Origin of the sequence: Gordonia pseudamarae (assembly GCF_025273675.1) — a bacterium.
GTDB lineage: Bacteria > Actinomycetota > Actinomycetes > Mycobacteriales > Mycobacteriaceae > Gordonia > Gordonia pseudamarae.
Window position 1 is genome coordinate 628,865 of sequence record NZ_CP045809.1, and the last position, 25,865, is coordinate 654,729.

The 25,865-nt window shown below is 66.5% G+C and carries 26 protein-coding genes and 1 pseudogene; 11 read left to right on the forward strand and 16 right to left on the reverse strand.

What is annotated here, in order from left to right; translation table 11 throughout:
- Positions 1 to 9 precede the first annotated feature (9 nt).
- The 9 genes and pseudogenes from GII31_RS02680 to GII31_RS02715 all read left to right on the forward strand — a co-directional run bounded on the left by GII31_RS02680 (position 10) and on the right by GII31_RS02715 (position 9,141).
- Positions 10 to 1,221, forward strand: coding sequence for an MCE family protein (locus GII31_RS02680; protein WP_213246560.1), 1,212 nt, complete (start codon positions 10 to 12; stop codon positions 1,219 to 1,221).
- Positions 1,221 to 2,285, forward strand: coding sequence for an MCE family protein (locus tag GII31_RS02685; protein WP_213246562.1), 1,065 nt, complete (start codon positions 1,221 to 1,223; stop codon positions 2,283 to 2,285). The genes GII31_RS02680 and GII31_RS02685 overlap by 1 nt, the downstream gene beginning before the upstream one ends.
- The gene (locus GII31_RS02690; protein WP_213246564.1) at positions 2,282 to 3,532 is read left to right on the forward strand and encodes an MCE family protein; all 1,251 of its coding nucleotides are present in this window, start codon (positions 2,282 to 2,284) and stop codon (positions 3,530 to 3,532) included. Before GII31_RS02685 ends, GII31_RS02690 begins: the two co-directional genes overlap by 4 nt.
- A 75-nt stretch (positions 3,533 to 3,607) precedes the next feature.
- The gene (locus GII31_RS02695) at positions 3,608 to 4,915 is read left to right on the forward strand and encodes an MCE family protein (RefSeq protein WP_213246566.1); all 1,308 of its coding nucleotides are present in this window, start codon (positions 3,608 to 3,610) and stop codon (positions 4,913 to 4,915) included.
- Between the two features lie 158 nt (positions 4,916 to 5,073).
- Positions 5,074 to 5,268 (forward strand): annotated as a pseudogene (locus tag GII31_RS22560) (MlaD family protein); the annotation flags it as partial.
- Between the two features lie 25 nt (positions 5,269 to 5,293).
- Positions 5,294 to 6,424 (forward strand): MCE family protein, encoded by a 1,131-nt coding sequence (locus GII31_RS02700; protein ID WP_260840270.1) that lies wholly within the window; start codon positions 5,294 to 5,296, stop codon positions 6,422 to 6,424.
- Complete coding sequence (locus GII31_RS02705) at positions 6,421 to 7,887, forward strand: MCE family protein (protein ID WP_213246571.1); 1,467 nt, start codon at positions 6,421 to 6,423, stop codon at positions 7,885 to 7,887. The genes GII31_RS02700 and GII31_RS02705 overlap by 4 nt, the downstream gene beginning before the upstream one ends.
- Positions 7,888 to 7,900: 13 nt before the next feature.
- Complete coding sequence (locus GII31_RS02710) at positions 7,901 to 8,437, forward strand: hypothetical protein (RefSeq protein WP_260840271.1); 537 nt, start codon at positions 7,901 to 7,903, stop codon at positions 8,435 to 8,437.
- Positions 8,437 to 9,141, forward strand: a complete 705-nt coding sequence (locus GII31_RS02715) for a hypothetical protein (protein WP_213246575.1) — start codon at positions 8,437 to 8,439, stop codon at positions 9,139 to 9,141. The genes GII31_RS02710 and GII31_RS02715 overlap by 1 nt, the downstream gene beginning before the upstream one ends.
- Positions 9,142 to 9,180: 39 nt before the next feature.
- On the opposite strand, the gene GII31_RS02720 is transcribed toward GII31_RS02715, so the two are convergent.
- From GII31_RS02720 to GII31_RS02785, 14 genes are all read right to left on the reverse strand, one after another.
- Positions 9,181 to 9,660: a PaaI family thioesterase gene (locus GII31_RS02720; protein WP_260840272.1), complete on the reverse strand. Its 480-nt coding sequence runs from the start codon at positions 9,658 to 9,660 to the stop codon at positions 9,181 to 9,183.
- Complete coding sequence (locus tag GII31_RS02725; RefSeq protein ID WP_213246580.1) at positions 9,647 to 10,783, reverse strand: alcohol dehydrogenase catalytic domain-containing protein; 1,137 nt, start codon at positions 10,781 to 10,783, stop codon at positions 9,647 to 9,649. The genes GII31_RS02720 and GII31_RS02725 overlap by 14 nt, the downstream gene beginning before the upstream one ends.
- 124 nt (positions 10,784 to 10,907) lie before the next feature.
- Complete coding sequence (locus GII31_RS02730; protein ID WP_213246582.1) at positions 10,908 to 11,636, reverse strand: TetR family transcriptional regulator; 729 nt, start codon at positions 11,634 to 11,636, stop codon at positions 10,908 to 10,910.
- Between the two features lie 245 nt (positions 11,637 to 11,881).
- Positions 11,882 to 12,073, reverse strand: coding sequence for a ferredoxin (locus GII31_RS02735; protein WP_213246584.1), 192 nt, complete (start codon positions 12,071 to 12,073; stop codon positions 11,882 to 11,884).
- A 172-nt stretch (positions 12,074 to 12,245) separates the two neighbouring features.
- Positions 12,246 to 12,392 carry a DUF1059 domain-containing protein gene (locus GII31_RS02740; RefSeq protein ID WP_213246586.1) on the reverse strand — a complete coding sequence of 49 codons (147 nt, stop codon included), beginning with the start codon at positions 12,390 to 12,392 and terminating at the stop codon, positions 12,246 to 12,248.
- A gap of 144 nt (positions 12,393 to 12,536) precedes the next feature.
- A complete protein-coding gene (locus GII31_RS02745; protein ID WP_213246589.1) occupies positions 12,537 to 13,283 on the reverse strand; it encodes a hypothetical protein in 747 nt (248 codons plus the stop codon).
- Positions 13,284 to 13,312: 29 nt separating this feature from the next.
- A complete protein-coding gene (locus GII31_RS02750) occupies positions 13,313 to 14,296 on the reverse strand; it encodes an MlaD family protein (RefSeq protein ID WP_213246591.1) in 984 nt (327 codons plus the stop codon).
- Complete coding sequence (locus tag GII31_RS02755) at positions 14,296 to 15,378, reverse strand: MlaD family protein (RefSeq protein WP_213246593.1); 1,083 nt, start codon at positions 15,376 to 15,378, stop codon at positions 14,296 to 14,298. Before GII31_RS02755 ends, GII31_RS02750 begins: the two co-directional genes overlap by 1 nt.
- Positions 15,375 to 16,466 carry an MlaD family protein gene (locus GII31_RS02760; protein WP_213246595.1) on the reverse strand — a complete coding sequence of 364 codons (1,092 nt, stop codon included), beginning with the start codon at positions 16,464 to 16,466 and terminating at the stop codon, positions 15,375 to 15,377. The genes GII31_RS02755 and GII31_RS02760 overlap by 4 nt, the downstream gene beginning before the upstream one ends.
- A gap of 2 nt (positions 16,467 to 16,468) precedes the next feature.
- On the reverse strand, positions 16,469 to 17,440 hold the full coding sequence (locus tag GII31_RS02765; RefSeq protein WP_213246600.1) for an MlaD family protein: 972 nt from the start codon (positions 17,438 to 17,440) through the stop codon (positions 16,469 to 16,471).
- On the reverse strand, positions 17,428 to 18,438 hold the full coding sequence (locus GII31_RS02770; RefSeq protein WP_213246601.1) for an MlaD family protein: 1,011 nt from the start codon (positions 18,436 to 18,438) through the stop codon (positions 17,428 to 17,430). The genes GII31_RS02765 and GII31_RS02770 overlap by 13 nt, the downstream gene beginning before the upstream one ends.
- A complete protein-coding gene (locus GII31_RS02775; protein ID WP_213246602.1) occupies positions 18,435 to 19,487 on the reverse strand; it encodes an MlaD family protein in 1,053 nt (350 codons plus the stop codon). The genes GII31_RS02770 and GII31_RS02775 overlap by 4 nt, the downstream gene beginning before the upstream one ends.
- 3 nt (positions 19,488 to 19,490) lie before the next feature.
- Complete coding sequence (locus GII31_RS02780; RefSeq protein ID WP_213246603.1) at positions 19,491 to 20,372, reverse strand: ABC transporter permease; 882 nt, start codon at positions 20,370 to 20,372, stop codon at positions 19,491 to 19,493.
- Between the two features lie 8 nt (positions 20,373 to 20,380).
- Positions 20,381 to 21,256, reverse strand: a complete 876-nt coding sequence (locus GII31_RS02785; RefSeq protein ID WP_213246604.1) for an MlaE family ABC transporter permease — start codon at positions 21,254 to 21,256, stop codon at positions 20,381 to 20,383.
- A 522-nt stretch (positions 21,257 to 21,778) separates the two neighbouring features.
- On the opposite strand from GII31_RS02785, the gene GII31_RS02790 reads away from it, so the two are divergent.
- Both GII31_RS02790 and GII31_RS02795 read left to right on the forward strand, forming a co-directional pair.
- Positions 21,779 to 22,570 carry an SDR family oxidoreductase gene (locus tag GII31_RS02790; RefSeq protein WP_213246605.1) on the forward strand — a complete coding sequence of 264 codons (792 nt, stop codon included), beginning with the start codon at positions 21,779 to 21,781 and terminating at the stop codon, positions 22,568 to 22,570.
- 110 nt (positions 22,571 to 22,680) lie between these two features.
- Entirely contained in the window at positions 22,681 to 23,952 is a 1,272-nt protein-coding gene (locus GII31_RS02795) for a cytochrome P450 (protein ID WP_213246606.1), read from the forward strand.
- A gap of 150 nt (positions 23,953 to 24,102) precedes the next feature.
- On the opposite strand, the gene GII31_RS02800 is transcribed toward GII31_RS02795, so the two are convergent.
- Complete coding sequence (locus tag GII31_RS02800) at positions 24,103 to 25,011, reverse strand: LLM class F420-dependent oxidoreductase (RefSeq protein WP_213249749.1); 909 nt, start codon at positions 25,009 to 25,011, stop codon at positions 24,103 to 24,105.
- A gap of 13 nt (positions 25,012 to 25,024) precedes the next feature.
- On the reverse strand, positions 25,025 to 25,846 hold the full coding sequence (locus tag GII31_RS02805) for a mycofactocin-coupled SDR family oxidoreductase (RefSeq protein ID WP_213246608.1): 822 nt from the start codon (positions 25,844 to 25,846) through the stop codon (positions 25,025 to 25,027).
- Between the last annotated feature and the right edge of the window lie 19 nt (positions 25,847 to 25,865).

The following is a 25,865-nucleotide window of genomic DNA, read 5'->3' on the forward strand; positions in this document are numbered from 1 at the left end:
CATAGGCCAATGCATTTCGGAAGTGAATTCTCCGGGAGAACCAAGAAAGCCGCCGCGGCGGCACTGGTGTTCTTCCTGGTGGCGGTCGTGGTGCTGGCGATCCTGCAATTCCAGGCGGCGTTCACCCGCACCATCGCGGTGACGGTGGTGGCCGATCGGGCCGGTCTGGTGATGAACCCCGAGGCCAAGGTGCAACTGCGCGGGGTCCGGGTGGGCCGGGTGGCCTCGATCGCCGAGGACCCGAACCGAGGCAAGGTCACCCTGATCCTCGACATCGAACGCGATCAGGTGAAATACATCCCCGCCAACGTCACCGCGATGATCCGCTCCAACACCGTGTTCGGTGCCAAGTCGGTGGAATTGCAGGCACCGGACAATCCGTCGGCGCGTCAGATCTCCTCGGGCGCGGTGATCACCGGTGATCGGGTGGCCGTGGAACTCAACACCCTCTACCAGCGGCTCGTCGGCGTGCTGGCCGACGTCGAACCGGTGAAACTCAACGTGGTGCTCGGCAGCCTGTCGCAGGCGCTCGAGGGCAATGGCAACAAGCTCGGCGAGGGGCTGGCCGGCATGTCGCAGTTGCTGGGCCGGATGACCACCGCCCGGCGAACGGCGACGCTGCGTGAGGACATCAGCTCCGCCGGCCGTGTCGTCGACACCTACGCCGACGCCGCACCCGAGTTGGTGCGTACCGTCGACAACCTCACCGTTCTGGGAAACACGCTGCGCGACAAGCAGTCCGATCTGGATTCATTGCTGGTCAATCTCACCGGGATGTCGAACATCGGCAACGACACCCTCGCTCCGAAGAAGGACACGCTCATCACCACACTGTCGGATCTGACCCCCACCGCCACGCTGTTCGGCGGTCTCGCGCCCGGGGTGCAGTGCTTCTTCGAACCGATCGCCAGGGTGGCGCTCGGCACCGCGATGGAGCCGGGCGGGGTGTTCGGCACCGACACCGGATTCTTCAAGTTCAACGCGACGCTGCGGCCCAACAAGGACTCCTATCGCTATCCCGACGACCTGCCCAAGGTGGGGGTGAAGGGGCCGACCGTCTGTTTGCCCAACATGCGTGATGTGAACCTGCGCGAGCACGCGCCGTTCTATGTGTCCGACAACGCGAACCGCCCGTATCAACCGCGAACCTCACCGCAGGTCAATCCCGCCCGGCTGTTCCAGCTGATGTTCGGCGAGTACCCCGGTCCGGGGCCGAACTGATGGCTACCGCAAGAGACCGCGAGTTTCGGTCCACCGCCGTCAAACTGGGAGTGTTCGGCACCATCATGGTGCTGGTGTTCGCCGGGCTGGTCATCGTGTTCGGGCAGTTCCGCAGTGGATCGTCGGGCGACTATTCGGCGATCTTCACCAGCGCCTCACGGCTGACCTCCGGCTCGAAGGTGCGGATCGCCGGGGTGGAGGTCGGGCGGGTACAGAGTATCGAGGTGACACGCGATCACCGAGCCAAGATCGGCTTCTCCGTCGACGACGCCTACGAGCTGCCCGCCGACGTGCGTGCGCTGATCAGGTACGAGAACCTCACCGGTGACCGGTATCTCGAACTTGAACAGGGTACAGGCGACAACCGGCAGACCCTCAAGCGCCACGCGACGATCCCGGTGCAGAACACCGAGCCCGCCCTGAACCTGGACGTTCTGCTCGGCGGGTTCAAACCACTGTTCGAGACCCTCGAACCCGATGATGTGAATTCACTCGCCGACAGCCTGATCAAGGTGTTCCAGGGGCAGGGAACGACCATGGAGTCGCTGCTCGGCGACACCGCCTCGTTCACCTCGGCGCTGGCCGACAAGGACACCCTGATCGGCGAGGTCATCGACAATCTCAACACCTCGCTTGGTACGTTCGCCGACAACAGCGAGGGCCTGGACACCTCGCTGGTGCAGATGCGCGAGCTGGTCGACGGACTGGCCCGCCAGCGCGGCACCCTCGGATCGGCGTTGCAGAGCACGTCGCAGGTCACCACCAGACTCAGCGATGTGTTGGAGACCAACCGGCCCGCGCTGCGTGACCTGGTGCCCGAGGTGCATCAGCTCTCGGACAACCTGTTGCGCTCGGAGGGGCGACTGGACGCCACGTTCAAGTTGCTTCCGGACGCGTTCCACCGGCTGAGCAACCTCGGCAGTTACGGATCATGGCTGCAGATCTGGCTGTGCCAGGTCAAGATCCTGTTCACCGGACCCAACAACCAGACTGTGTACTGGACGGCGCTGGATTCGACGACCAACAAGAATCAGAACCCCGGGGGGAGGTGCCAGAAGCGATGACCGAACCCTCCCTGTCTCCCGAGTCCAAATCGCTCGGGGAGCAACCGCGGCACGAGGCGACGCACAAGCATTCGTCCAACGACGCCGCCGTGATCGCCGCCCGGCGCATCCGGATGGGTGTGATCGGTGTGCTCGTCACCTCGATGGTGGTGCTGTCCGCGTTGCAGATGGACAAGCTGCCGTTCCTGAGCAACGGCGCGGTGTACACCGCGCAGCTCGCCGACGCCAGCGGTCTGCGGTCCGGTGACTCGGTGGTGGTCGCCGGCGTCGAGGTGGGCAAGGTCCGCTCGATCGCCCTGCGTGATTCCACCGACGCCGACGGCGGACCCCTGACCACCGCCGAGGTCACCTTCGACATGGCCGACGACATGGTGGTCGGTACATCGTCGAAGGCGTCGGTACAGGCCGAGACCATCCTCGGCAGAAGGAACCTCACCATCACCCCGGCCGGTGGCACACGCCTGCGGCCCGGTGGTGATCTGCCCGTCGAACAAACCACGCCCGGATACACCCTCACCGAGGCGCTCCAGGACACCGCCGCCACCATCGGCGACACCAAACTCTCCCGGGTCGACGAGGCCCTCGACTCGATGTCCGAGGCGTTCAGGAACACGCCCGACGATCTGCGCGATGCGGTCGACGGCATCACCCGGCTCTCGCGCACCATCGCCTCCCGCGACGACCAGCTCGGCCAGTTGCTCGGCCGGGCCGACGACGTGTCGGAGGTCGTGGCCGATCGCAGCGGCGACATCACCACACTGCTGGCCCAGGCCAACGCGCTGTTCGGTGAGCTGCAACGGCGCAACCAGGCCATCGAGACCCTGCTGACGGGTATCAAGGACGTGTCGGTGCAGCTGCGGGCGTTCATCGACGAGAACGGCACCAAGCTCGCCCCCGCATTGCGCAGACTCGACGATGTCGTCAAGGTGATGCAGGACAACAAGTCCGAGCTGGCCGAAGGCATCGACCGGCTCGGGCCCTACGCCAACTCGCTCGGCGAGGCGGTGGCCAGCGCACCGTATTTCCAGGCGCTCGCCCAGTTCCCGTCGTCCGGCGACATCACCAACATCTTCATCAAACTGTTCAAGCAGAAGTATCCGCAGGCGTGGCAGGCGATGCTGCGGTACAACCCGATCAATCCGAAGAACTTCCAGTTCGCACCCAAGTACAACATCGCCGACGATCCGCGGAACGCGCCGACGGCCACCTTCCTGCCGCCCACCTCGTTCACGCCGGGACCGCCCTGATATGCGGCCATCAGCTTTCATATTCCGCGCCCACGACACATCACCAGCACCCGACCAGCCGGAAGGACCGACATCATGAGCGGATCGAGCGGTATCGCCGCCGGTGTGCGATCGGTGCCCGGCAAGGTCTGGATCTCGATGGCGGCGGTGGTCGCGATCATCGCCGCGCTGATCATCGGCGGCAAGGTCGTGAACAACCTGCGCTACAACACCTACACGGCCTACTTCAAGGCCACCTCGGGGATGTTCGTCGGCGACCCGGTGAAGATCATCGGCGTCGAGGTGGGCAAGGTCAGCTCGATCACGCCCCGCACGGGGGACGTGCGGGTGCGCTTCACGGTCGACAGTTCGCGCACACTGCCCAAGAACGCGAGCGCCTACATCGTGGCCGACAGTCTCGTCGGCGGCCGGTTCATCCAGGTCACCCCGGTCTATCACGGTGGCGACAAGCTCGGCGACGGCGGTCAGATCCCCATGGAACGCACCGCGATTCCGGTGGAATGGGATCAGGTGAAAACCGAACTCGACAAGTTAGCCAACAATTTCGGCCCCACCGTCGACGACGACAAGGGGTCGCTCGCCCGTACCGTCGACACCCTGGGCCGCAATCTCGACGGCACGGGCGCCGAGCTGAACCGTGCTATCAAGGAACTATCCACGGTGGCAACCACATTCTCGGACAACCGGGGTGATCTGTTTGCGACGGTACGCAACCTGCAGACGCTGACCACGGCCCTGTCCTCGGTGGACGGGCAGATGATGGAGTTCAACGGGCGCATCGCCTCGGTCTCCGAACTGCTCGCCCGCAACACGGGCAAGATCGACGGCGCACTGACCGAACTCGATTCGGTTCTCGGCGAGGTGAGTTCATTCCTGGACAACAACACCGACGCCCTGAGCACGTCGGTGAAGCGGTTGTCCGACGTCACCACGATGGTAGCGGCGAAGGACGAAGAGTTCCGCGGCCTGCTGCACTCCGGTCCGCATCAGCTGGTGAACTTCTACAACATCTACAACCCGCTCACCGGTTCGCTCACCGGGGCGTTCGCGCTCGGCAACGGCGGCAGCCTGATCAACTTCCTGTGCCAGGCCATCGAGGGGTCCGATGCCCCGGGCACCGCCGCCGAAGCCGACGCGGCCGAATGCGTCGAGGTGCTGGGCCCGATGCTGGCGTCCATCGCGGTGAACTATCCACCGTTCCTGTTCAGTCCGATGACCGGGATGTCGGCCACCCAGGATCAGCTGATCTACCAGAACGCGGATGTCAAGCGGCGTGCACAGGCCCGCCAGGACGACATCGACGCGGGCAATCGCACGGAGAACCCGGGCAAGAACACCGATTCGCTGTCCTCGCTTCTCGTGCCGTTCGGGGTCGGCGGATGAGGGGCGCACCGATGAGCGGGCCGGAAGTGAGCCGGGCACCGGGAACCATGGGGATGAGGCGCGTCCGGGAAGCGGTGTCCTCGCGGACGGCGGTGGCGGTCGCGGTGGCCGTGACCCTGCTGGTGTCGGCGGGATGCTCCTTCGACGGCGTGCAGAACATGTCGGTACCGGGCGTGGCAGGTACCCAGAGCGGCGCGTACACCCTGACCGCCACGTTGCCGACCGCGGGCAACATCACCGTCAACGCCCCGGTGATGATGAACGACGCGACGGTCGGGTCGGTCGGCAAGCTGCGCGTGACCACCGTTCCCTCCGATACCGCGGGCCGCGAGAGCTGGCAGGCGGAGGTGACGCTGCGCCTCAAACAAGGGGGTGAAGGTGCCCGCCGGATCGTATGCCCGCGTGGGCTACACCAGCGTGCTCGGGTCGATGCACGTGGCGATCGTGCCGCCCGAACACGAACGTGGAGGCTTCCTGCGCGCCGGCGACCGGCTGTCGGCGCAGGACTGCCCCGACCAGCGCCGGATGACCCCGCCGACATCCGGCGGGGAGCCGAATGTGACGGTGGCGCAGCAGGTGAGAAAGTGCACCGTGCCCAGCACCGAGCAGGTCCTCAGTTCACTGTCGGTGGTGCTCAACGGTGGTGGCCTGTCGCAGGTCGGCACCATCGTCGACGAACTGAACAAGGTCTTCGCCGGGCGCACCGGTCTGCTGTCCGAACTGCTGCCGCGGGCCGCGTCGATGATGGCGGTGCTCGACGATCAGCGGGCCGACATCGTCACCGCCCTCGACGGCATCAACCGGCTCACCGGAACCTTCAACGCGCAGCAGCCGACCATCGAGCAGGCATTGACCGACGGTCCGAAGATATTGCGCATGCTCAACGACGAGCGTCCCGAGCTGGTGGACGCGCTGGCCGCGGTCGACAAGCTGAGCAGGACGACGAACAGTGTGCTGAAGGCGAGTTCGGACGACATCTCCACCACGCTCACCGAACTGGAGAAGTTCATCGAGCAACTGGTGCTCAGCGGGCCCAACTTCGTCAACTCGTTCAGCTATCTGACGACGTTCCCGTTCCCCGCGGCCCAGGTGCCGCAGTTCGTCCGCGGCGACTACCTCAACGGCGCCATCTATCTGGACCTCACGTTCAACCGGCTGTCGAGGAACTTCGCCAAGACGATGACCAACCCGGAGAACGTGGCCGGTAAGCAGGCGGGTCGGGCGAGGGTCGATGGTGACCCGTTCTCCGGGCCGTTGCGCAACCAGAACGACCCGAATCAGTCGGCCGGCAGTCGACGCGGGCCGGGCCAGAAGACGACGGGCCAGAAGACCACAACACAGAAGACCACAACACAGAAGACCACAACACAGAAGACCACAACACAGAAGACCACAACACAGAAGACGAGCCAGAAGCCGTCGGGCACGGCGAGCACCTCCCGGACGACGACCGCGCCGACGACCAAGCCGGTGACCGGTTCGGCGACACCGACCGAGGGGCAACGATGAACATCACCCGCAAGGTCAAGCTGCAACTACTGGCGTTCGCGGTCGTCGGGACGGTGGCGCTGCTCATCGTGGCCATCAGCTACCTGGCGGTGCCCGGGATGCTGGGCATCGGAAAGTACACGGTGACCCTGAACCTGGCCGCGAGCGGAGGGCTCTACCAGAATTCGAATGTCACCTACCGCGGCGTGACGGTGGGCCGCGTCGAGTCGGTGCGGCTCACCCCGGACGGCGTCACCGCATCGCTGGTCATCGACGATTCGGCGCGCATCCCCAAGAATCTGACGGCCACCGTGCGCAGTGCGTCGGCCATCGGCGAACAGTACGTCGATTTCGGTGTGCCGGAAGGGGACACCGACACCGGCGGTGGGACCGAGTCGGTGCTGACCTCGGCGGAGACGCTCCGCGACGGATCGGTGATCACCGGCGAGATCACCGTCCCGATCAGCGGTGTGATCGACCGCGCCGACTCGATGCTCGCACAGATCGAGGACGGCAATCTGCGCACCGTCGTCACCGAGGCATTCGCCGCTTTCGACGGCCGGACCGATGATCTGCAACGGTTCATCGACTCGCTGACGCTCTTCCTCGGTGAGGCGAACAAGAACAGCGACGCGATCGTGACACTGATCGACTCGGCCCGGCCGGTTCTCGCCTCACAGGACAACACCCGCGGCGAGATCGCCTCGTGGACACGTGACCTCACAGCGGTCACCGACCGGTTGCGGGCGAACAAGCCGGAACTGGTCGGCATCCTGGACAAGGCGCCCGTGACCACCGACAAGGGCCGGCAACTGTTCGAATCGCTCAAGCCGACGCTGCCGCTGCTCATCGACAATCTGTCGGTGACCGCGAAAACGCTTGCCGTGTACCACGCCAACCTCAATCAGATTGTCGTGATCTACCCCCGGCTGATCGCCGGTCTGGTCACGGCGATGAACTCGGAGGATTCGACCAAGGGCGCCAACGTCGACTTCGTGGCGTCCTTCCAGGACCCGCCGCCGTGTACCGTCGGCTTCTATCCGCTGGAGAAGCGGCGCAGCCCGGCCGACCAGACGGTCAAGGACTATCCGTCCGGGATGCTGTGCAGGGTGGCCCACGACAGCCCGCTGGCCGTGCGCGGCTCCCGCAACTACCCGTGCGTCGAGTACCCGGGTCGGCGGGCGTCCACACCGGCCGAATGCCGTACGGGGTACACCCCGTCCGATCAGAAGAGCCTGCCGTTGCCGAACGGTGTACCGGGGCTGGTCCCCACACCGGCATCGACGTCGGGGACGCAGGGCAAGCTGGTGCCCGCGGCGCCGACCTCGGTCGACTCCACCCCGTCGGTGTTCGCCACCAACTACGACCCGCGCAGCGGCGAGTACACCGGGCCGGACGGTAAGGTCTACCGGGTCGACGCAGCGAGCAGTACCGGGGAGGTCGCCACACAGTGGGAGCAGCTGATCACCACAACCCTGCAGTGAAGGCCGGACCGACGTGAGCGGTGCCCCGACGAACCGCGGTGTCCGGGTCACGAGCCGCGCCGCGCCGCGCCGCTCGGTCGCCATCGTGGCCTGGGGGTTCGCCGTGGCGGTCATCCTCGCGCTGGCCACCACGCTGCTGGTCCTGCTGTCCACCGGTGACTCGTCCGAACCCGACGACACCGCACGCGTGCGCTTCACGCAGTACGCGAGCACGATGGTCACCGAGCTGACCACCCTCAACCGCGACAACGTCGACCGCGTGACCGCGCAGATGAAGCAGGCCGGGGCCGGTGAGGCGCTGGGCGCCGACGACTCCTCGCTCGAGTCGATCGTCGAGCTGGTCAAGGCGCAGAATGTCACTACCACCGGCAAGGTGGTCAGGACGGCCGTCTCGCAGATCAGTGATTCGTCGGCGACGATCCTGCTGGTGTCCGGCTGGCGGATGGAGAGCCCCGGCCAGGAGCCGCAGGTCAAGACCTTCCGCTGGCGGGTCCGGGTTGACAAGCACGCCGGAAAGATGTCCCTCGGCAAGATCGAATGGGTGGTGTGATGACGGAAACCCCCCGGTCCGGCGACTCCCTGCCCGACACTCCCGATCCCGGCACCGCTCCGGATCCCGGCACTCCGGCGGCCACCACGGGCCCGGTGGTGCGGCGCAGCCGACCCCGCCCGGCGATCGCCGCGCGGCACATCGCGGCCGCCGGTGCGGCGGTACTGATCGTGGCGCTCACGGCCGCGGTGATCGCCGTCGCGGTGGGGCGCGGGGACGACGATTCACTCGAGGACGTCCGGCGGGATGCGATGGCCAAGGCCCGGGAGGTGGCCGGGCTGATGTTCACCTACTCGCCGGAGACGGTGCGCGCGAACGTCGACAAGGTCCAGCCGATGCTGACCGGTGATGCGGCACAGCAATTCGAGACAGTGCTGAGCGACAATCAGTTCGTGTTCGTCGTCGACAAGAACAACGTGACATCGACGTTGTCCATCGCCGACGCCGGAATCGTCGAGGCACACAAGGATTCGGCAACAGTGCTGCTGTTCATGGATCAGACCGTGTCCCGCAAGGACGCCGACACCACCTCGGTGGTGCCGAGCCGCCTGGAGATGGACGTGGTCAAACACGGTGGGGGCTGGAAGGTGTCGACGCTGTCACTGATCTCAGACGACAGCATCAGCAAGGCGATCCCCGCGGCCTCCGCCGCACCGACCTCACCGTCCCGGACCACCACCGCACCGTCCACACCCACCGGCTGAGAATCCGGGTGTGGGGCGCGTCGGTGTGGGGCCGGGCGGCTATACGGCGTTGAGGTCGGCCTTGGTCACACCGGCCGGCGGCTCCATGATGGCGAAGTTGGCCGAGGCCACTGCGGCGACCTTGCCCGACGGCTCTTCGGTGATCGTGATGTCGATGACGGCCGAGCGCCGGCCGAGGTGAACCACGCGGGCCGTCCCGCGCGCGAAACCCTCACGGACACCGCGAATGTAGCGGATGTTCATGTCGGAGGTGACCACCAGCTTGCGTTCGGTGAGGCTGTTGATGACCGCACGGCCCGCCACGGTGTCGACGAGGGTGGCGATGAACCCGCCCTGAATGGCACCGGCGTGGTTGATGATGTGCGATGCCACGGGCAATTCCACGACGACCGAACCGTTCTCGTCCGTCCACTCCCGGTATCCGAGGAGCTCGAAAAGGTCGTAGATGGATTCGAGCGGAGCGACGCGAAGTTCATCGGCGGTCACGGTGGTGGTCCGTTCTGTGTCAGCGGTCGGCATCGGTGAATCGAAGGTAGGCGCGCCGCGTGTTGTCGCGCCGCAGCGTGGTGAATCCGTCGTTGATGTCGTCGAGCCGGTACTCGACCGTTTCGACATCACCCAGCGGAAAGTCGCCGAGCTTGTACAAAGTGAGCAGTTCGGCGATGTCGTGCCGCGGGTTGCCGCCGCCGAAGATGCTGCTGCGCAGGTTCTTCTGGAGGAGCTCTGCCACCGGGACGCGCAGTTCGGCGCCGTGATCGGACAGGTCGCCCATGCCGGTGAACACGCAGGTACCGCCCTTGGCGGTCAGTCGCATCCACTGCTGGGCCTCGGTGAGATCGCCGGTGGCGATGACGTGTGAGCAGAACTGACCGGAGGTGACACCGGCGATGTCGGCGCGTGCCTCGTCGACTGAGGCGTAGGCGTGTGTCGCACCGAGTTTGAGTGCGAGTTCGCGCCGATCCGCGGCAGAGTCGACGGCGAAGATGCGTGCGGCACCCGCGACGACGGCTCCCGAGATCGCCGCGGCGCCCACCAATCCGACACCGATGACGGCTACGTCGTCACCGGGGGAGACGCCGTCACCGTGAACGGCGGCGCCGTAGCCGGTGGTGATCATGCACCCGGCGAGGCAGGCCACCTCGAACGGGATGGACGGGTCGATCTTGATCAGCGAATTCTCGTGCGCCACGACGTACGGCGCGAAGGTGCCGACGAGCGACATCGGGGTGACGGTCTCGCCGTCCGCGGCGGTGATGCGGTGACTGCCGTCGGAGATCGACGCTCCGCCGAGCAGTCCGCCCGGGTTCCGCCGGGCACCGCTGTCGCACTGATTGGGCAGACCGGCCCGGCAGGAATCGCATTCACCGCAGGACGGCAGGAAGGAGGCGACGACATGATCGCCGACGACCAGCCCGGTCACGTCCTCGCCGACGGCGACCACCACGCCGGCACCCTCATGGCCGCCGAGCACCGGAGGGGTGCCCATCGGGATGGTGCCGTTGGCGAGGTTGTGGTCGGACTCGCAGAGTGCGCTGCACTCCATGGCCACCTTCACCTCGCCGCGACGGGGTTCGCCGATCTCGATCTCCTCGACCGACCACGGGGAGCCGACCTGCCTGATGAGCGCGCCTTTGGTCTTCATGGTCCATTCCTCTTCCGGGGCTGGGTTCAGTGCGACTTCACACTGGCTGTCCTCAGTCTACAACCCCTGTCGAGGCCCTAACAGTAAGACTTACCGTTGAGAGTATTCGGACTCTTGCGCAGATCTACGCCGTCCGCGCTCCGACGGCCGACTTCTCCGCGATGAGCCGTGCGGTGTTGTCGAGAATGCAGTTGAGCACGTACTCGAAGTTGTGGTCGTTCGGTGCGCCGGCAACCCAGCCGTGCGCCTCGGCCTCGGCCAGTCGCGGGGTGTCCTCGGCGGTGATGACCAGATTCTCGTAGTAGGCGACGGTTCCCGAGTCCTCGGCCTTGCTGCGCTGGTAGAGCCGTTCGAGCACGATGGACCCGCGGATATGCAGTTGCACGGCCGAGTAGCTGTCGTAAGCGTCCTCCAGCGACAACCCGGCCTCCATCAGTAGCGCGACGATGCGTTCGATCTCCTTGGCGCCCATCGCGCCGGCCTTGGTGCTCATGGTGGAGCGGATGAGCAGCAGGTCGCACAGAATCGGGTTTGCCAGGAACGCCTGCCGCATCGAATGCGCGTGATGGTGCAACTGGCTGCGCCAGTCGTCGCCGCTGGCCTTCATCGCCGCGGGCAGCCGGTAACGGGTGATGGCCCGGTCGGTCATCGCGTTGAGGAGGTCGTCCTTCTTACGGAAGTACCAGTAGATACTGGTGACCCCGACACCGAGGTGTTTGCCGAGCATCGGCATGCTCAGGTTGTCGATCGAGACCTCTTCGGCGAGTTCGAACGCGCCGTTGATGATTTCCTCGGGGTCGATCGACCCGCGCTCGCGGCGCTTGCGCTTGGGCGCGGACTCCTGACCTGCCATGGTCGGGCCACCTCCTGTGGTTGTTGGTCGGTATTCGTGGTGGCGTGCTCGGTTCGGGGAACCGCGCCTATGTAGTTGGTGCCTATGTCTCATCCGGAATGACAACCAGGCGATTTGTCGATTGTGCCGTTCGGTGGGACCAACCGCAATGTCAACAGTAGTGGTATTCGTCATGCGGGTGGGTCGGTTCGACGGACAGTGGTGTGCGGATGTCCGCCGATGTCCTGCCGATCGGGCGACTTCGATCAGGTTTCGATGGACAGTGCCGCCGACGGGCAGCCGTTCACCGCGTCCTTGAGGGCGGCCTCGTCGGCATCGCCGATCGCGTCTTCGTGGATGTGGACGTAGCCCTCGTCGAGGACCTCGAAGACCTCGGGGACGATGGATTCGCAGATGCCGTGGCCGACACAGCGGTCACGGTCGACGATGATGCGCATTCAGGCCCCCTCGGGCGGGTTGAGCTTACTTACTGTAAGCGCAACGGTAATCCCTCCCGTGGCGGCAGTCAACCGACTGTTCCCGTCGTGTATGCCAGAAAGGCACGAAGGCAGGCGCCCCGTCGGGGCACCTGCCTTCGCCTGCTCCGGGACAACCCGGGCACACCGCCGATCAGTAAGCGAGAAAAAGGATCTCGTCGCGCGAGTACTGGTGGTCGGGATGTTCCTTGGCCAGATGTTCCTGCACCTTCGTCACCAGCTCGTCGTCGGTTTCCTCGCGGAACCCCTCGCCGCACGGGCATGTCAGTCTGCGGGCCATGGTCGCCTCCTTGTTGTTGTTGTTGTTGTTGTTGTTGTTGTCAGGTCGGGTCGGGCCACACACTCGGTATGCGTGCTCTGCTATCGATTGAAACACCTCGGCCGTGACGGGGCACACACCGCGCGGGCCCCGCCGGGCACCTTCCTATTGCGGCACGATGCCCTGCAGGCCGCCGACGTCGGTGATCTGCCAGTCCTTGTTGCTGTCGATGGTGATGCTGTAGGTGACGGTTGTGGTCGCCCCGTTAGGTGCCTGTGAGCTCGTCGAACTCACATTGACGAAGGCATCGACCTTGAAGATGCCGCCGTCGGAGGACTTGGTCACCGAGGTGATCGGTTGGGCCGTCGACTTCCAGCCCAGCGGGGCCAGGATCTGCTTGAGCGAGGGCGCCGTCGCGTCGAACTTGGCCGCGAGCTCGGGGGTGGTGCCCTTCTTGAGGCGGGCGAACCAGTCGTCGAGCTTCTGGTAGTCGGTGGTCGCCGCACCCACCGCGTAATCGAGCGCGATCTGCTCGGCGCGCCGGTTGTCTGCCGCGCGATCGTCGCGTTCGGAGATGTCCGAGCGCGCACCCGCCCACAGCAGGGCGAAGGTGATGGTCGTGGCGGCCAGCACGAGCAGGGCGGCCCCGACCACCAGCGACCGCACCGAGATCGAGACCCGGCGATCGGACTGTGCCGGGCCCGAGGAGGCGGCTGTTCCCGAAGCCGGTTCGGGCTTCTTCTCCGCGTCCCCGGTCTCGGGTTTTTCGGCGGTGGCGGGTTCGGCCGCCGATTCCGCGGCTGTCGGCGTCCCGGCCTCGACAGCCTCCGACTCCGCCTTCGCGGCCGGGGTCTGGTCGTTCGTGTCGGCGTCGTCGGTCACTTCTGCGCCTTCTTCCGTTGGGGTGGTCACGTGCTGACCCTCACTTTCCGGGTGGCACCTTATCTGGGTGAGACGTCGAGTTGCAGACGTACGACGCCGTCGGAGCCGACGGTACCCAGGGCCTGCGTGAGCAGTTCGCCGATGTCCAGGCGCGCCAACGCCGTCGCGGACTGGTCGACCACCGGCTGCAAGGCCGGCCCCAGCGGCTTCAGACTGGGCCCGATCTCCACCAGGACCTCGTTCATCGCGGTCAGGAATGGGATCATGCCCGTCGGGTTGGTGTACTCGGCCGGGTCGCGCTGCTCGGCCAGCGTCGCCAGCTCGGCGGACATCTGGGAGATGATGCCGGTGCCGAGCGACTCCCACGAGGGCCCGCCCTCACGCAACGCGGGCCCGAGCCACGACAGGTCGCCGCCCACCCGCTGGACGCTTGTCAGCAACGTCGTGAGGTCGGGGTTCTTCGCGATCAGCGTCTGCGCCAGCAGCCGTGCCGAACGCTGCAGCGCGGGCATGACCGTCTCGGTGCCGTCCAGACCTTCGCGCAGCGTGGCGACCAGGCTTGATATGGCGTCGGGGTCGAACTGCTCGAGCAGCGTCACCGCCTTGCCCGCGGTGTCCGAGATCGTGACCGGGGTGAAGCTTTCGTGCGTGTCCACCCGCTGCCCGTCGCGCAGTTCCGGACCGTCTGCCGAGTTGGGGCGGAAGATCATGTACGGCTCGCTCAGCGCCGACAGGTTCTCCACGCTCATCGTGCTGTCGGCGGGGATCGGTGTGTCGTCATCGACCCGGATGACCGCCTCGACGCCGCCGTCGTGGCCGATCCGCAGATCGGTCACCTTGCCGACCTCGTTGCCCACCACCAGCACCGGTGAGTTGATCTCGATACCGCCCGACCCGGACATCGCGATGGTGATGGTGCGGTAGTCCTTGAACGGTTCCACCCGCAGCACCGACACCAGGATGTACACGACACCGACCAGCAGCACCACGACGATCGCGCCCAGTGACAGGACCGACGACGGGATCTTGCGGCGCCGGGCCATCACCGCACCAGCCCGATCATCCGCATCAGCACGACGATCTGTTGCGCCTGGGCGTCACCGGACAACGACTGCCCGTTCACGCCGACCTTGGTCACGTCCACCTTCGCCCCGGTCGTCGACCACGGAATCAGATCCTTGTTGATCAGGTCGATCAACCGGCTCATGTTGTGCGGGGCGGTGGTGTCGAGCGGCCGGGCGCCGAACAGCACCGGAACCACGGCCGAGATGGCGCCGTCCGCCGCGCCGATCGCCGGAGCCAGCCACTTTCCCGGTGGGGCGACCTTGCCGAGGTCGGTCAGGATGTAGACCATGTTCAGGATCGAGGTCATCGAGGACGTGGTGCGGTCCACTCCGGCCCGGGTGAGCAGCGGCGCGAGCCGGTCGCGTTGATCGATGACGGCCTGCGTGGTGTCGCCGAGGCCGTTGAGCAGCGAATCGAGCGAGCCCTGATTGTCGGCGAGATCCCGCAGGTCCTTGCCGACGACGTCGAAGACCTTGGCCGTGCGGTTCACATCGTCGGGGAAGGCCTTGTTGACCGTGCGCACGGTGGAGATGAGGTTGGTGAACGTGCCATTGCCGGTGGCGGTGGCCAGCTGCGAGAGCGTGTCCTCGATCTGCGGTGCCTGCGAGGTCTGCTTCAGCGGAATCGTCGACCCGCCGCGCAGCGCGGCCCCCGACGATGACGCACCGGTCCCGGTGGTGGTGAGTGCGATGTGCACATCCGACAGCGGGGCGGACTGGCGCAGCATCGCGGTGGTCGTGGTGGGCAGGGTGACGTCGGAGTCGATGCTCACATCGGCGACCACGAACCCCTTGTCGGAGGTGGTCAGTCCCGCGAGCCTGCCCACGGGTACGCCGTCGGCGACGACCTGCGCGCCGTCGGGCAGGTTGAGCACGTTGGCGAACTGGATGTGCACGTTGTAGGTGTCGCCGCCGGTGCCGCCCCCGGGGGCGGGGAGGCTGGAGGCGTCGAAGTCGCAGCCGGTGGCGCCCAGCGACACGACCGCGGCCATGCCCATGGCCGCGGCGGCGCGGCGCAGTCCGGCGCGCCCGGTGAATCGGATCGTCGATGGTGTTCTCATCGCACACCTCCCGTGAGCAGTCCGGGCAACAGGCCCGCGAGCGGTCCGGCTTCGGTGCACGAGGTGCCCCGCCGGCCCAGCACCGCGCACAACTCCTTGCCGGCGGCCTTGGGCAGCGCGGCAGGTGTGGCGGCGTAGCCCAGCGTGATCCGTTTGGTGGCCGGGTCGATGGAATTGCTGAAGGCGTCGGCGATCACCGGCAGCCGGTCGATCATCTCGGTCAGCCCGGTCACGCCCGCCGAGATCTGGGCCGGGAGATTGTCCATGTTCTGCACGTTGTCGATGAAGTCGGCGCCGTACAGCATCGCGATGTCATTGAGCTGGGGAACCACGTACCGCAGCCGTTGCAGGATCTCGGCGGCCGGGACGGTCATGTTCTCGTTGACCGAATCGATCGTCGGTTCCAGACGCGTGAGGAACGACGTGATCTGGGCCCAGTGGTCGGCGGTCGGCTCGGTGATGCCGGTCAGGTCGGTGATGATCTCACCGAGGCGCGCGATCGCGGCATCGGGGGATTTCAGGGCCGAACCGAGCTGGGTGATGACCGCGTTGATGTCCGCGCCGGTGCCGTCGAGCGCGGTGGACAGGCCCTTGAGGCCGCGCGAGATATCCTTGGCCTCGGCCGGCGACAGCGTTCCGTTCATCTCGTCGGCGAGTGTCGACAGCGCCGCGAAGGTCTGGGTGATCGACTGCGGGGTGAGCGTCTTGGTGATGCACGTGTCCGGATCCCACGACGGTTCCGACGTTGTCGGTTCGGCCCCGATGAGTGCGAGCCTGCGGTCGGCGATCAGCGTGTGCGAGAGGGTGGTCGCCCCCACGTCGGCGGGCAGCCGGCGATCCTTGCGGATCTCGAACGTCACCTTGGCCCGGGTCCCCTCGGTGCTGATCGCGGTGACCTTGCCGATCGGGACACCGAACGAGGTGACCGCGCTGTCGCGGAACAGGCCGATCGAGTCGGGCATGAGCGCGCAGTACGAGCGGGTGTCGGAGTCCGGGCCGCACGACCGGTAGGCCAGGGCGGCGACGACGGCGACGATCACCAGTGCCACGACCGCCCGGCGACCCCGGGGGAGCGACGGAATCGTCATCGTCAGCACCCCTTCTCGGGCGTCGGCACGCAGATCGTGATCGGTGTGCGTTCCTCGCCGGCCGCGGTGCGCAGCTTGTCGCCGATCTGTGTGATCGAACCCACCAGGTCGCTCCACTTGTTGATCAACTCGCCGAGCGGTTTCTGCGCCTTGGCCAGTTCGATCGCCATCGGCCGCAGCGTCGAGTTGTAGTGTTTGCCCAGCGGTGACAGCGATTCCAGGATGGTGGCCACCGAGGTGAGGGCCTTGCCGGTGATGACCATCTTCTCCTCCGCCAGATCCTCCAGGAACACCCAGGAGTCGATGATCTGCTTGAACGAGGACTTGGTGTCTTCGATCGCGCCCACGTACTCGTCGGCCATCGCGAGGGTGCGCGACACGTCGGCGTTCTGTTTGTCGAGAATCTCCACGATCGAGTCGACCGCGGCGACGGCGCGTTTGAGCGATTGCGGATTGTCGGCGGTGGCCCGGCCGAGGGTCTTCATCGTCTTGCGCAGGGTGTCTCCCTCGATGCCGCTGACCGGTTCGATGGCGTCCTGGAAGATCTCGGGCAGGCTGTAGGGCAGGATCACCCGATCGGCCGGGATCGTCGCCGTTCCCAGCGGGGTGCTGCCGGCGGGCTGCAGGGCGATGTAGTGGCCGCCGACCACGGTCAGCATCCGCACCGACAGCGATGTCTGCGAACCGACGAAGACGTCGTCCTCGACGGTGAATGTGATGCTCGCGTGGTCGGAGTGCAGAGACACGTCGGTGACCTCGCCCACGGTGATGCCGGCCAGGCGCACGTCGGCGCCCTTCTTGATGGCGCCCGCGTCGGACACGTCGGCCCGGTACTCGGTGGAGTCGAGGTCGACCACCGAGATGGCCGCGATGATCCCCAGGATGATCGCGACCACGGCGAAACCGATCAATCCCCACTGCCGGTCGGAGAACCGCGGACCGTTTCCCCTGTTCTTCCCGCTCAGGCCCGACACAGCGTGATCCTCTGGTTGCCCAGCAGCACGGTCAGCGCGGCCGGTGGGGTGGCGGTGCCCTTGGAACAGGTGAACCTGCCTGCCTCCGGGGTGACCGCGGCCAGGAACTGCAGAAACCCGGGCAGCCGGTTCAGCGATGCGATGGTGTCCTCCGGGCTGGGGAAGGCCTGCGACAAGAGGCGGTCGATGTCGGGGTTGGGGTCGCCGTCGAGTCCGAGCACCTTGAGCATGTGCTCCAGCGGGAACAGGATCGGTGGGATCTCGTCGGCGAACTGCGCCAGCAGCGGCACCTTTTCCTTGAGCTGCAGGAACAGCGTGGTGAGCTGTTTGATGAGCGCCATCGCGTCGGCGGCGCCGCCGCCGATCTGGTCGGACACTCGGGACAGGTTGCGGATCAGCACCGAGATGACCTGCTGCCGGTCGACCGCGTAGTTGCTGAGCTGTTCGACGGCCGCCAGCGCCGGTCCGATGCCGTTGCCGTCGCCCTCGATGACCGCGTACAGACTGCCGGTGAACTTGTTGAGCTCCTGCGGGGACAACTGCCGCAGCACCGGTTCGAGGCCGTTGAACAGGGTGGTCACGTCGAACGAGGGCACGGTGCGGCCGGTATCGATGGTCGATCCGGGGGTGCGCAGATCAGCTTTCTGGGTGTCGGTCAGTGTCGACTGCTGGATGTCGATGTAACGCTGGCCGGTGAGGTTCTGGTAGCGGATCGCGAACGTGGCGTCCTTGGCGACCCGGTGTGTCTTCACCAGGTCGAAGGTGACCTCGGCGTCGGTGCCCCTGAGTGAGATTCCGGTGACCTTGCCGACACCGACCCCGAACTCGCGGACGTCGTTGCCCACGCGCAGCCCGTTGGCGTCGGTGAACAGCGCGGTGTACCCGGTCACGTCGCCGCGGACCGGTTTCTCGATCGTGCGCAGCACGCCGACGAGAATCAGGGCCATGACCGCGGCGAAGATCCCGATCTTGATCACCAGCGATCGGATGCTCCTCATCGGCCGCCCCCGCTACCTGTCGTGTGTGTTCCGGTGCTGTTCGATGTCGAGGCGGTCGGATTGAGGGTCAGCGCGAGCCGCAGCACCGGCTCGGCCGGGGATCCGGCGAATGCCTTGGACGTGCGGGTCAGCAGCTTCTTCAGCTGCGCCTGCGTTGTCTGCGGTGAGGGCACGGCGGCGGCGACCGCGTTGAGCAGGGGGACGGGCAGCGCGGCCAGACCGGCATAGTCCGGTTGCAGCGTCCGCAGCAGGTTGGCCAGGCCCGGGATGACGTCCTTGGCCAGCACCGCCACCGTCGCATCGAAGCGGGCCTGCTTCTCGGGGATCTTCAGATACGGGTGGTCGTGCACCATGCGCAGCAGGATCAGGCCGCCGTCGAGGGTGGACGGGAAGCCCGACAGCGCCGACCCGAGATCACGCAGGATCGGCGAGTACGGCATCTTCTGGGTGTCGGCGACCGTTTCGACGGTGGTGATCAGCGCCTTCATCAGCGGTGAGAACGCCTTGGCGTCTTGTGACACCCGTTTGACGAGATCGGCCAGTTCGGGGGTCAGCACGTCGCCGCTGAGTTTGCCGAGCGAGAGCAGCATGGTGGAGACGGTGGCGTCGTGGACGCGATCGACGTGCCCGCCGGTCAGGTCGACGGTGGTGCCCGAGCGCAGCGGCGAACCGCCCTGCCGGGCCAGGAGACTGATCTGGGTGATGCCGAACAGGTTCGCGGGGGAGTAGTCGATGGCGAGCGCGTCGGTGAGCCCGGTCAGTGACGGGTCGTCGAGACGGACCTTGATCGCCTGACCGGCGTCGGTGCGGGTCACCGAGTCGACCTGGCCCACCACCACACCGCCGCGCCGTACCTCGGTGCCCACGGTGATGCCGTCGCCGACGTGCTCGGTGAGCAGGGTGACGGCGATCTGATCGTCGTCCAGGCCGCCGGTCGGGACGACCCGCCACGCGATGACGGCGAGGGCGGCCACGAGGATCGCCGCTATGCCGACGATGCGCGCGGTGTGCGTGTGGGTGGTGATCCCCGCGAGTGCGTGTCTGGCCATTGCCTACCCCGAGAACCTGATCGGCGACTGCAGACCCCACAACACCAGCGTCATCACCATGTCGAGGGCGATGATGCCGACCAGGCTGGCCCTGATGGCGCGACCCGACGCGATGCCCACGCCCTCGGGTCCGCCCGAGGCGAAGAAGCCCTGGTAGCAGTGGATGAGGATGATCGCGATGGTGAACACCAGGATCTTGATGATCGAGGCGACGATGTCCCAGCCGAGCACGAACTGGGTGAAGTAGTGGTCGTACACGCCGGCCGGTTCGCCGTGGACGGTGGTGACCACCATCCGCGTGGACAGATAGCCGACGACCAGCGCGATGACGTACGTCGGGATCATCGACACCACACCGGCGATGACGCGGGTGGTGACCACGAAACCGACCGCCCGCACGCCGAGGGCCTCGATGGCGTCGATCTCCTCGGAGATGCGCATCGAGCCGATCTCGGCGGTCATCCGGCAGCCGGCCTGTGCGGCGAAGGCCACCCCGGCGGCGATGGGTGCGAGTTCGCGGGTGTTGGCGAACGCGGAGATCACGCCCGACACCGGGCCGAGGGAGACCAGTTCGAGCGCCGTGTACGCCTCGATTCCGATGGAGGCGCCGATCGCCGCACCCATGATGAGCATGACCGGGGCGGTACCGCCGCCGACGATAAGTGAGCCTCGGCCCCATGTCATGTCGGTGATGGTCGACATGGTCTGCCGGCGATAGTGCTTGAGCGTCACCGGGATCGCGGCGAATACGTTCCAGCAGAAGGCGAGGGCGAAGCCGATCGATTCGAGGAACGATCCGATGGTGAACCACTTGCCGACGGCGCGCAGCGGCCGCAGGACGACCGGGGTGTACGACGCGGGGGCCGCTTGTTGCTCGTGTGTCATCGTGGTTCTCATCCCATCCTCATCGGATAGAACATGTTGACGACCTGGGTGATCCCGGTGTTCACCACCATGATCGCCACCACCGACAGCACCACCGCCGCGTTCACGCCGTCGGCGACGCCGCGCGGTCCGCCTTTGGCCTCGAGGCCGCGCTGGCAGCCGACGACCACCACGAGCAGGCCGAAGATCATCGATTTGATCAGCGACACCCACACGTCGATGCCGGTGGCGAACGCGCCGAACGACATCCAGTAGCTTCCCGGCGTCACATCGAGCGAGGAGACCGCCACCAGATATCCGGCGACGATGCCCACCGCGATGATCAGGATGTTGATCAGCGGCGCCACCACCAGCATGGCGATGACGCGCGGTGCGACGAGCCGCTGCACCGGGTCGACGCCCATCACCCGCATGGCGTCGATCTCCTCGCGGGTGGTGCGGGCGCCGAGGTCGGCGGCGATCGCGGCAGCCCCGGCACCGCCGAGAAGCAGTCCGGTGGCCACCGGGGCGCCCTGCTTGATCACACCCATGCCGCCGGCCGCGCCGATCATCGAGCTGGCGCCGAGCTGGTGCACGAGGTTGCCGACCTGGGTGGAGACGATGACGCCGAACGGGATCGCCATGAGGATTCCGGGGATGGCGGTGACGGTGATGATGAACCAGGCCTGCCCGAGCATCTCGCGCAGCGGGAACCGCAGTCGCGCGATGTCGGTGACCGCGTAGCGTAGGGCCGATGCGCCCAGCCGGGTGGTGCGGCCGAAGGTGTCGATCGAGGCGCCGATCCGTCCGGGACTTCGTCCGGTCCGCGCGGCGCGGGTACGCTCCTTGGCCGCGGCGGCGATGTCGCCGGCTGCTGCGACATCCGGTGCCTGTGTGGTCACCATTCACCTCCCCTGCGATGGCCTGATGCCCTGGTGCCTGACGCCGGGATCTCTGATGCGGGGCTCTCCGGGCGTCGTGGTGGTCCGGCGCTAAATCTCGCGCCGCCGTCATGATCGGACCGCGATGGGCTGTCGCTGTATGTTGTGAGGCACACTAGCACATACTGAATATATTACGGTATCGGTCTCCGCAGCATGGTGAGGGCGATGTGGTACGCATCGCGAGGGCATCGTGTCCACATGACGATACCGGGCGGTAACTTGGGTGGGTGAGCTGATGCCCGGTTCGGCAATTCGCCCAGGTGGAGGGGTATGTTGTGGCGTCCCCGGGGTGTGATGGGGCGGCCTCGGAGCCGGTTGTCGGGAAGTGTGTTCTAGGTTATAGTCCGTCTTACGGAAAGGGCAACGGTATGGTCGTTGTCGCCGGAAGCGGGACTGCTGGAAGTCCGCCGGGACGCGTACCTTCGGAGCCGGTTCAAGTAGGTACATCTCTGTCGTCGGACGTGGGGAAGATTGGGGACACACATGAGTGCGACTCAGCGTGGTGTGGTGGTCGTCGGGGCCGGATCGGGAATCGGGGCGGCCACTGCGGCCCGATTCCATGACCAGGGGGACCGCGTCCTCGGCGTCGATGTGCGGTTCACGGGGGACACGGCCTGGGAACAGGCCGTTCTCGACCTTCGTGACCCCGACGGGATAGGTGACCTGATCAAGCGGCTCGAATCGGATGGACAGGGCTGGGACGTGCTCGCCTACGTCGCCGGAATCCCCGGAACCTTCGAGCCCGGTGACGTGCTGCGGGTGAACTTCCTGGGCATGCGCACCCTGGCGCTCGGACTGCTGCCGGTGCTGCGCACCGGCGGGTCGATCATCACCGTCGCCTCCGTGGCCGGCCTGGCCTGGCAGGGGCGCGCCGACGCGCTCGCCGGCCTCCTCGACGCGTCCACCGGCGAGGAGATCGACGCCTGGCAGGCACAGCAGGATCCCGCCTACGCGGTATACAGCACCTCCAAGGAGGCGTCGATCCTGTTCTCCAAGAAGATCTCCGGCCCCGCATGGCAGAAGTACGGCATCCGGGTCAACACCGTCAGCCCCGGCCCCACCGACACCCCGATCCTCGGCGACTTCAAGAAGTCCATGGGCGACGACACCATCGAGTTCGTGCGCTCGGCCGCCGGCCGGCACGGCGGTGTCGACGACATCGCCCCGGTGATCACCTTCCTCGCATCCGACGAGGCCCGCTGGATCAACGGACAGGACATCCAGGTCGATGCGGGTGTGATCGCCGGCATGGGTGCCGGACCGTACCCGATCTGAGAACCCCCGCCCGATCCACACCCGTCCGATCGAGGCCCTTTCGGCCGACACCCTCGTCCGGCCGACACCCTCGTCCACCGATACCGCAGCCCAACAATTTCGGAGAGCCCATGACCAACGCCGAAGCGCCCGCACGCCCGTACTCCACGTTCGATATTTCCAGCCACTCGTTCTGGGAGAAGAGTTTCGCCGACCGCGAGGAGACGTTCGCCAAGCTGCGTGCGGCGGACGGCCTGACCTGGCACGAGCCCACCGAGGCGCTCTTCCCGCACGAGGAGACCGGATTCTGGGCGGTCACCCGCAACGCCGACATCCGTTATGTCAGTGCGCATGCCGACGAGTTCTGCTCCGGCCGTGGAGTGACCCTCGATGCCATGCCCGTCGAGATCCAGAAGGCCACCACCTTCTTCCTCACCATGGATGCGCCCGAACACACCCGGTACCGCCGGCTGATCTCGATGGCGTTCACACCCAAGCAGGTCCGCAAGATCGATGAGCAGATCAAAGCCAACGCCATTCGAATCGTCGACGATCTCATCGCCGCCCTCGACGGCGGCGAACCGATCGACTTCATGGATGTCGTCGCCAAGAAGCTGCCGATGCAGACGGTCTCGGAGATGATCGGACTTCCGAAGGACCAGCACGAAACCGTCGCCGCCGCAGCCGAAGCCGTGTTCGGCACGAGCGACGACGAGGTGGGTGGCAATCTTGAGGAGAAGGCGGTCTTCCTCATGATGCAACTCGGCGTGCTCACCACGGCCGGTGTCGAGTTGGCCAAGGACCGGCGGATCAACCCGCAGGACGACCTGATGACCAACATCGTGCAGGCCGAGGTCGACGGGCACAGCCTCACCGACGAGGAGGTGGGTGCGTTCACGGTGCTGCTGGCCTCGGCCGGCAACGACACCACCAAACAGACCACCGCCCACGCCTTCAAGGCGCTGCTCGATCATCCCGACCAGCTGGCCTGGCTGCGTGCGGACGTGGACGGCCGGATCGGCGGCGCCGTCGACGAATTCGTCCGCTGGGCCACCCCGGTCATGCAGTTCACCCGCACCGCCACCCGCGACACCGAACTGGCCGGCACCCCGATCAGCGAAGGCGACAAGGTCGCCATCTTCTACTGCTCGGGCAACTTCGACACCGAGACCTTCGAGAATCCCGGGGCCTTCGACCTCGACAGGTTCCCCAACCAGCACGTCGGATTCGGCGGCGGCGGCCCCCACCACTGCCTCGGCAAGCAGCTCGCGGTCCTCGAGCTCAAGCACCTCTTCACCCAGTTGGCAACCCGTATCCCCGACGTCGAACTCGTCGGTGAGGTCGAATACACCTACAGCGACTTCGTGCACGGCGTCAAGCGGATGACCATCCGCAAGCGCTGACGTCGATCGTGGCCTCCCCCGCCGATGTCGGTCGAGGGGTGAGGCCGTTCGGTGGCCCGAGCCTCGAAAGCCGGTGAGAACGATGTGTTCTCACCGGGTTTCGAGGCTCGTCGCTTGCACTCCTCGCACCTCAACCGGCAAACGGGGTTGTCAGTCGAAGAGGCGGTCGGAGACGCGGGTGATGTAGTCGACGGCCGCTTCGGGGCTGGAACCGTCGACGTGGACGACGGCCCACGTGGCGCCGCGGCGCTGCATGCCGGCGAGGAACTCCTGTGCGCGGCGTACCGAATCGGCGTCGTCGAGATCGGTGTGCGGCAACACGACCTGAACGTCGAGCTCGTCGGGGTCGCGTCCGGCGGCGGTGAGCCGCGCGCGCAGGTCGGTGAGGATGTCGCTGAGCTGGTCGCCGTCCTCGATGGCGCGGGTGCGGATTGCCGACGCGAAGGACTTCGGGGTGATCAGCGGCATCCAGCCCGAGCCGTGCTCGACGACGCGGCGCAGTGCCGCCTTGCTGTTGCCGCCGATCCAGATCGGCGGATGCGGGCGCTGCACCGGTCGTTGTAGCCACAGCTCGCCGGTGGCGGCCCAGCCGTCACCGGCGACCGGGGTGGCGGGGTCGGTCCAGATCGAGGTGACCGCGTCCAGTGCCTCGTCGAAAAGCCTTGCCCGGTCCTCGAACTCGACGCCGACGGCGGAGAACTCCGACCGCAGGTATCCGGCACCTACGCCGGCGATGAGTCGTCCGCCGGACAGGATGTCCAGGCTCGCCAGCGATTTGGCCGCCTGATACGGATTGTGGAACGGCAGCACGATCAGATTGGTGAGCAACTTGATGCTGGTGGTGGCCGCCGCCATGAATCCGAGGGCGGCGATGGGATCGAGGGTGTTGTGGCCGCCGTTGCCCCGCCACTTGGCCGATGGCGCCGGGTGTTCGCTGAGGGCGACGGCCGAGAACCCCGCGGTCTCGGCCGTCGTCACCACCGACCGGACGACGTCTGGTAGCAGGAAATCGTCCGGGGCAGAGGGGAGTTCGCTCGGATACTCCAGGGTGAACTTCAGTGGGCTCATGTGATCAGTACTGGGTGGTGCCCAGGTCGACGGCGATGGCGGCCGCGGTGACGTGCCGGGCGTCGTCGCTGGCGAGCCAGGCGACGGTGGCGGCGACATCCTCGGGGGTGGTGACCATGTCGGGCAGGAACGCGGCCATAGTCTGCTGCAGAGCAGGATTGGATTCGAGCGTCTGGCCGACGCGGACCACCATGTCGCCGGTGCCCATCGGGGTGATGACCGCACCGGGGTGGACGGTGTTGACCCGGATGGAGTGCTTGCCGAGTTCGGCGGCGAAACCGCGCGCCAGGCCGACAACGGCGTGCTTGCTGGCCGTGTAGTGCACCATGAACGGCTGGAACTTGAGGCCGGCGGCCGAGCTGATCAGGATGATCGAACCGCCGTTGTTGCCGGCGATGATGGCCGGTGCGGCGGCGGTGACGGTGTTCCAGGTGCCGGTCACGTTCACATCGAGGATGGTGCGGAACGACTCGGGGGTCACCTCGTCCCACGTTTCGGGGGCGCAAATGCCGGCGTTGGCCACCACGATGTCGAGACGGCCCAGCGCCGCGACACCGTCGTCGACCGCCTTGCGGACGCCGTCGAAGTCGCGGATGTCGACGGCCGAGGCGATGATCGTGCGGCCGGTGGCCTCCACGAGGGACACGGTCTCGGCAAGATCCTCGGGGGTGGCCGAGTCGTAGGGGATGAAGTCCGGGAGCGGTCCGGCGATGTCGATGCCGATGATGTCGGCGCCCTCCGAGGCGAGTCGGACGGCTTCGGCGCGGCCCTGGCCCCGGGCGATGCCGGTGATGAACGCTACTTTGCCGCTCAATCGATCGGTCACGTTGTCACTCCTGTTCAGG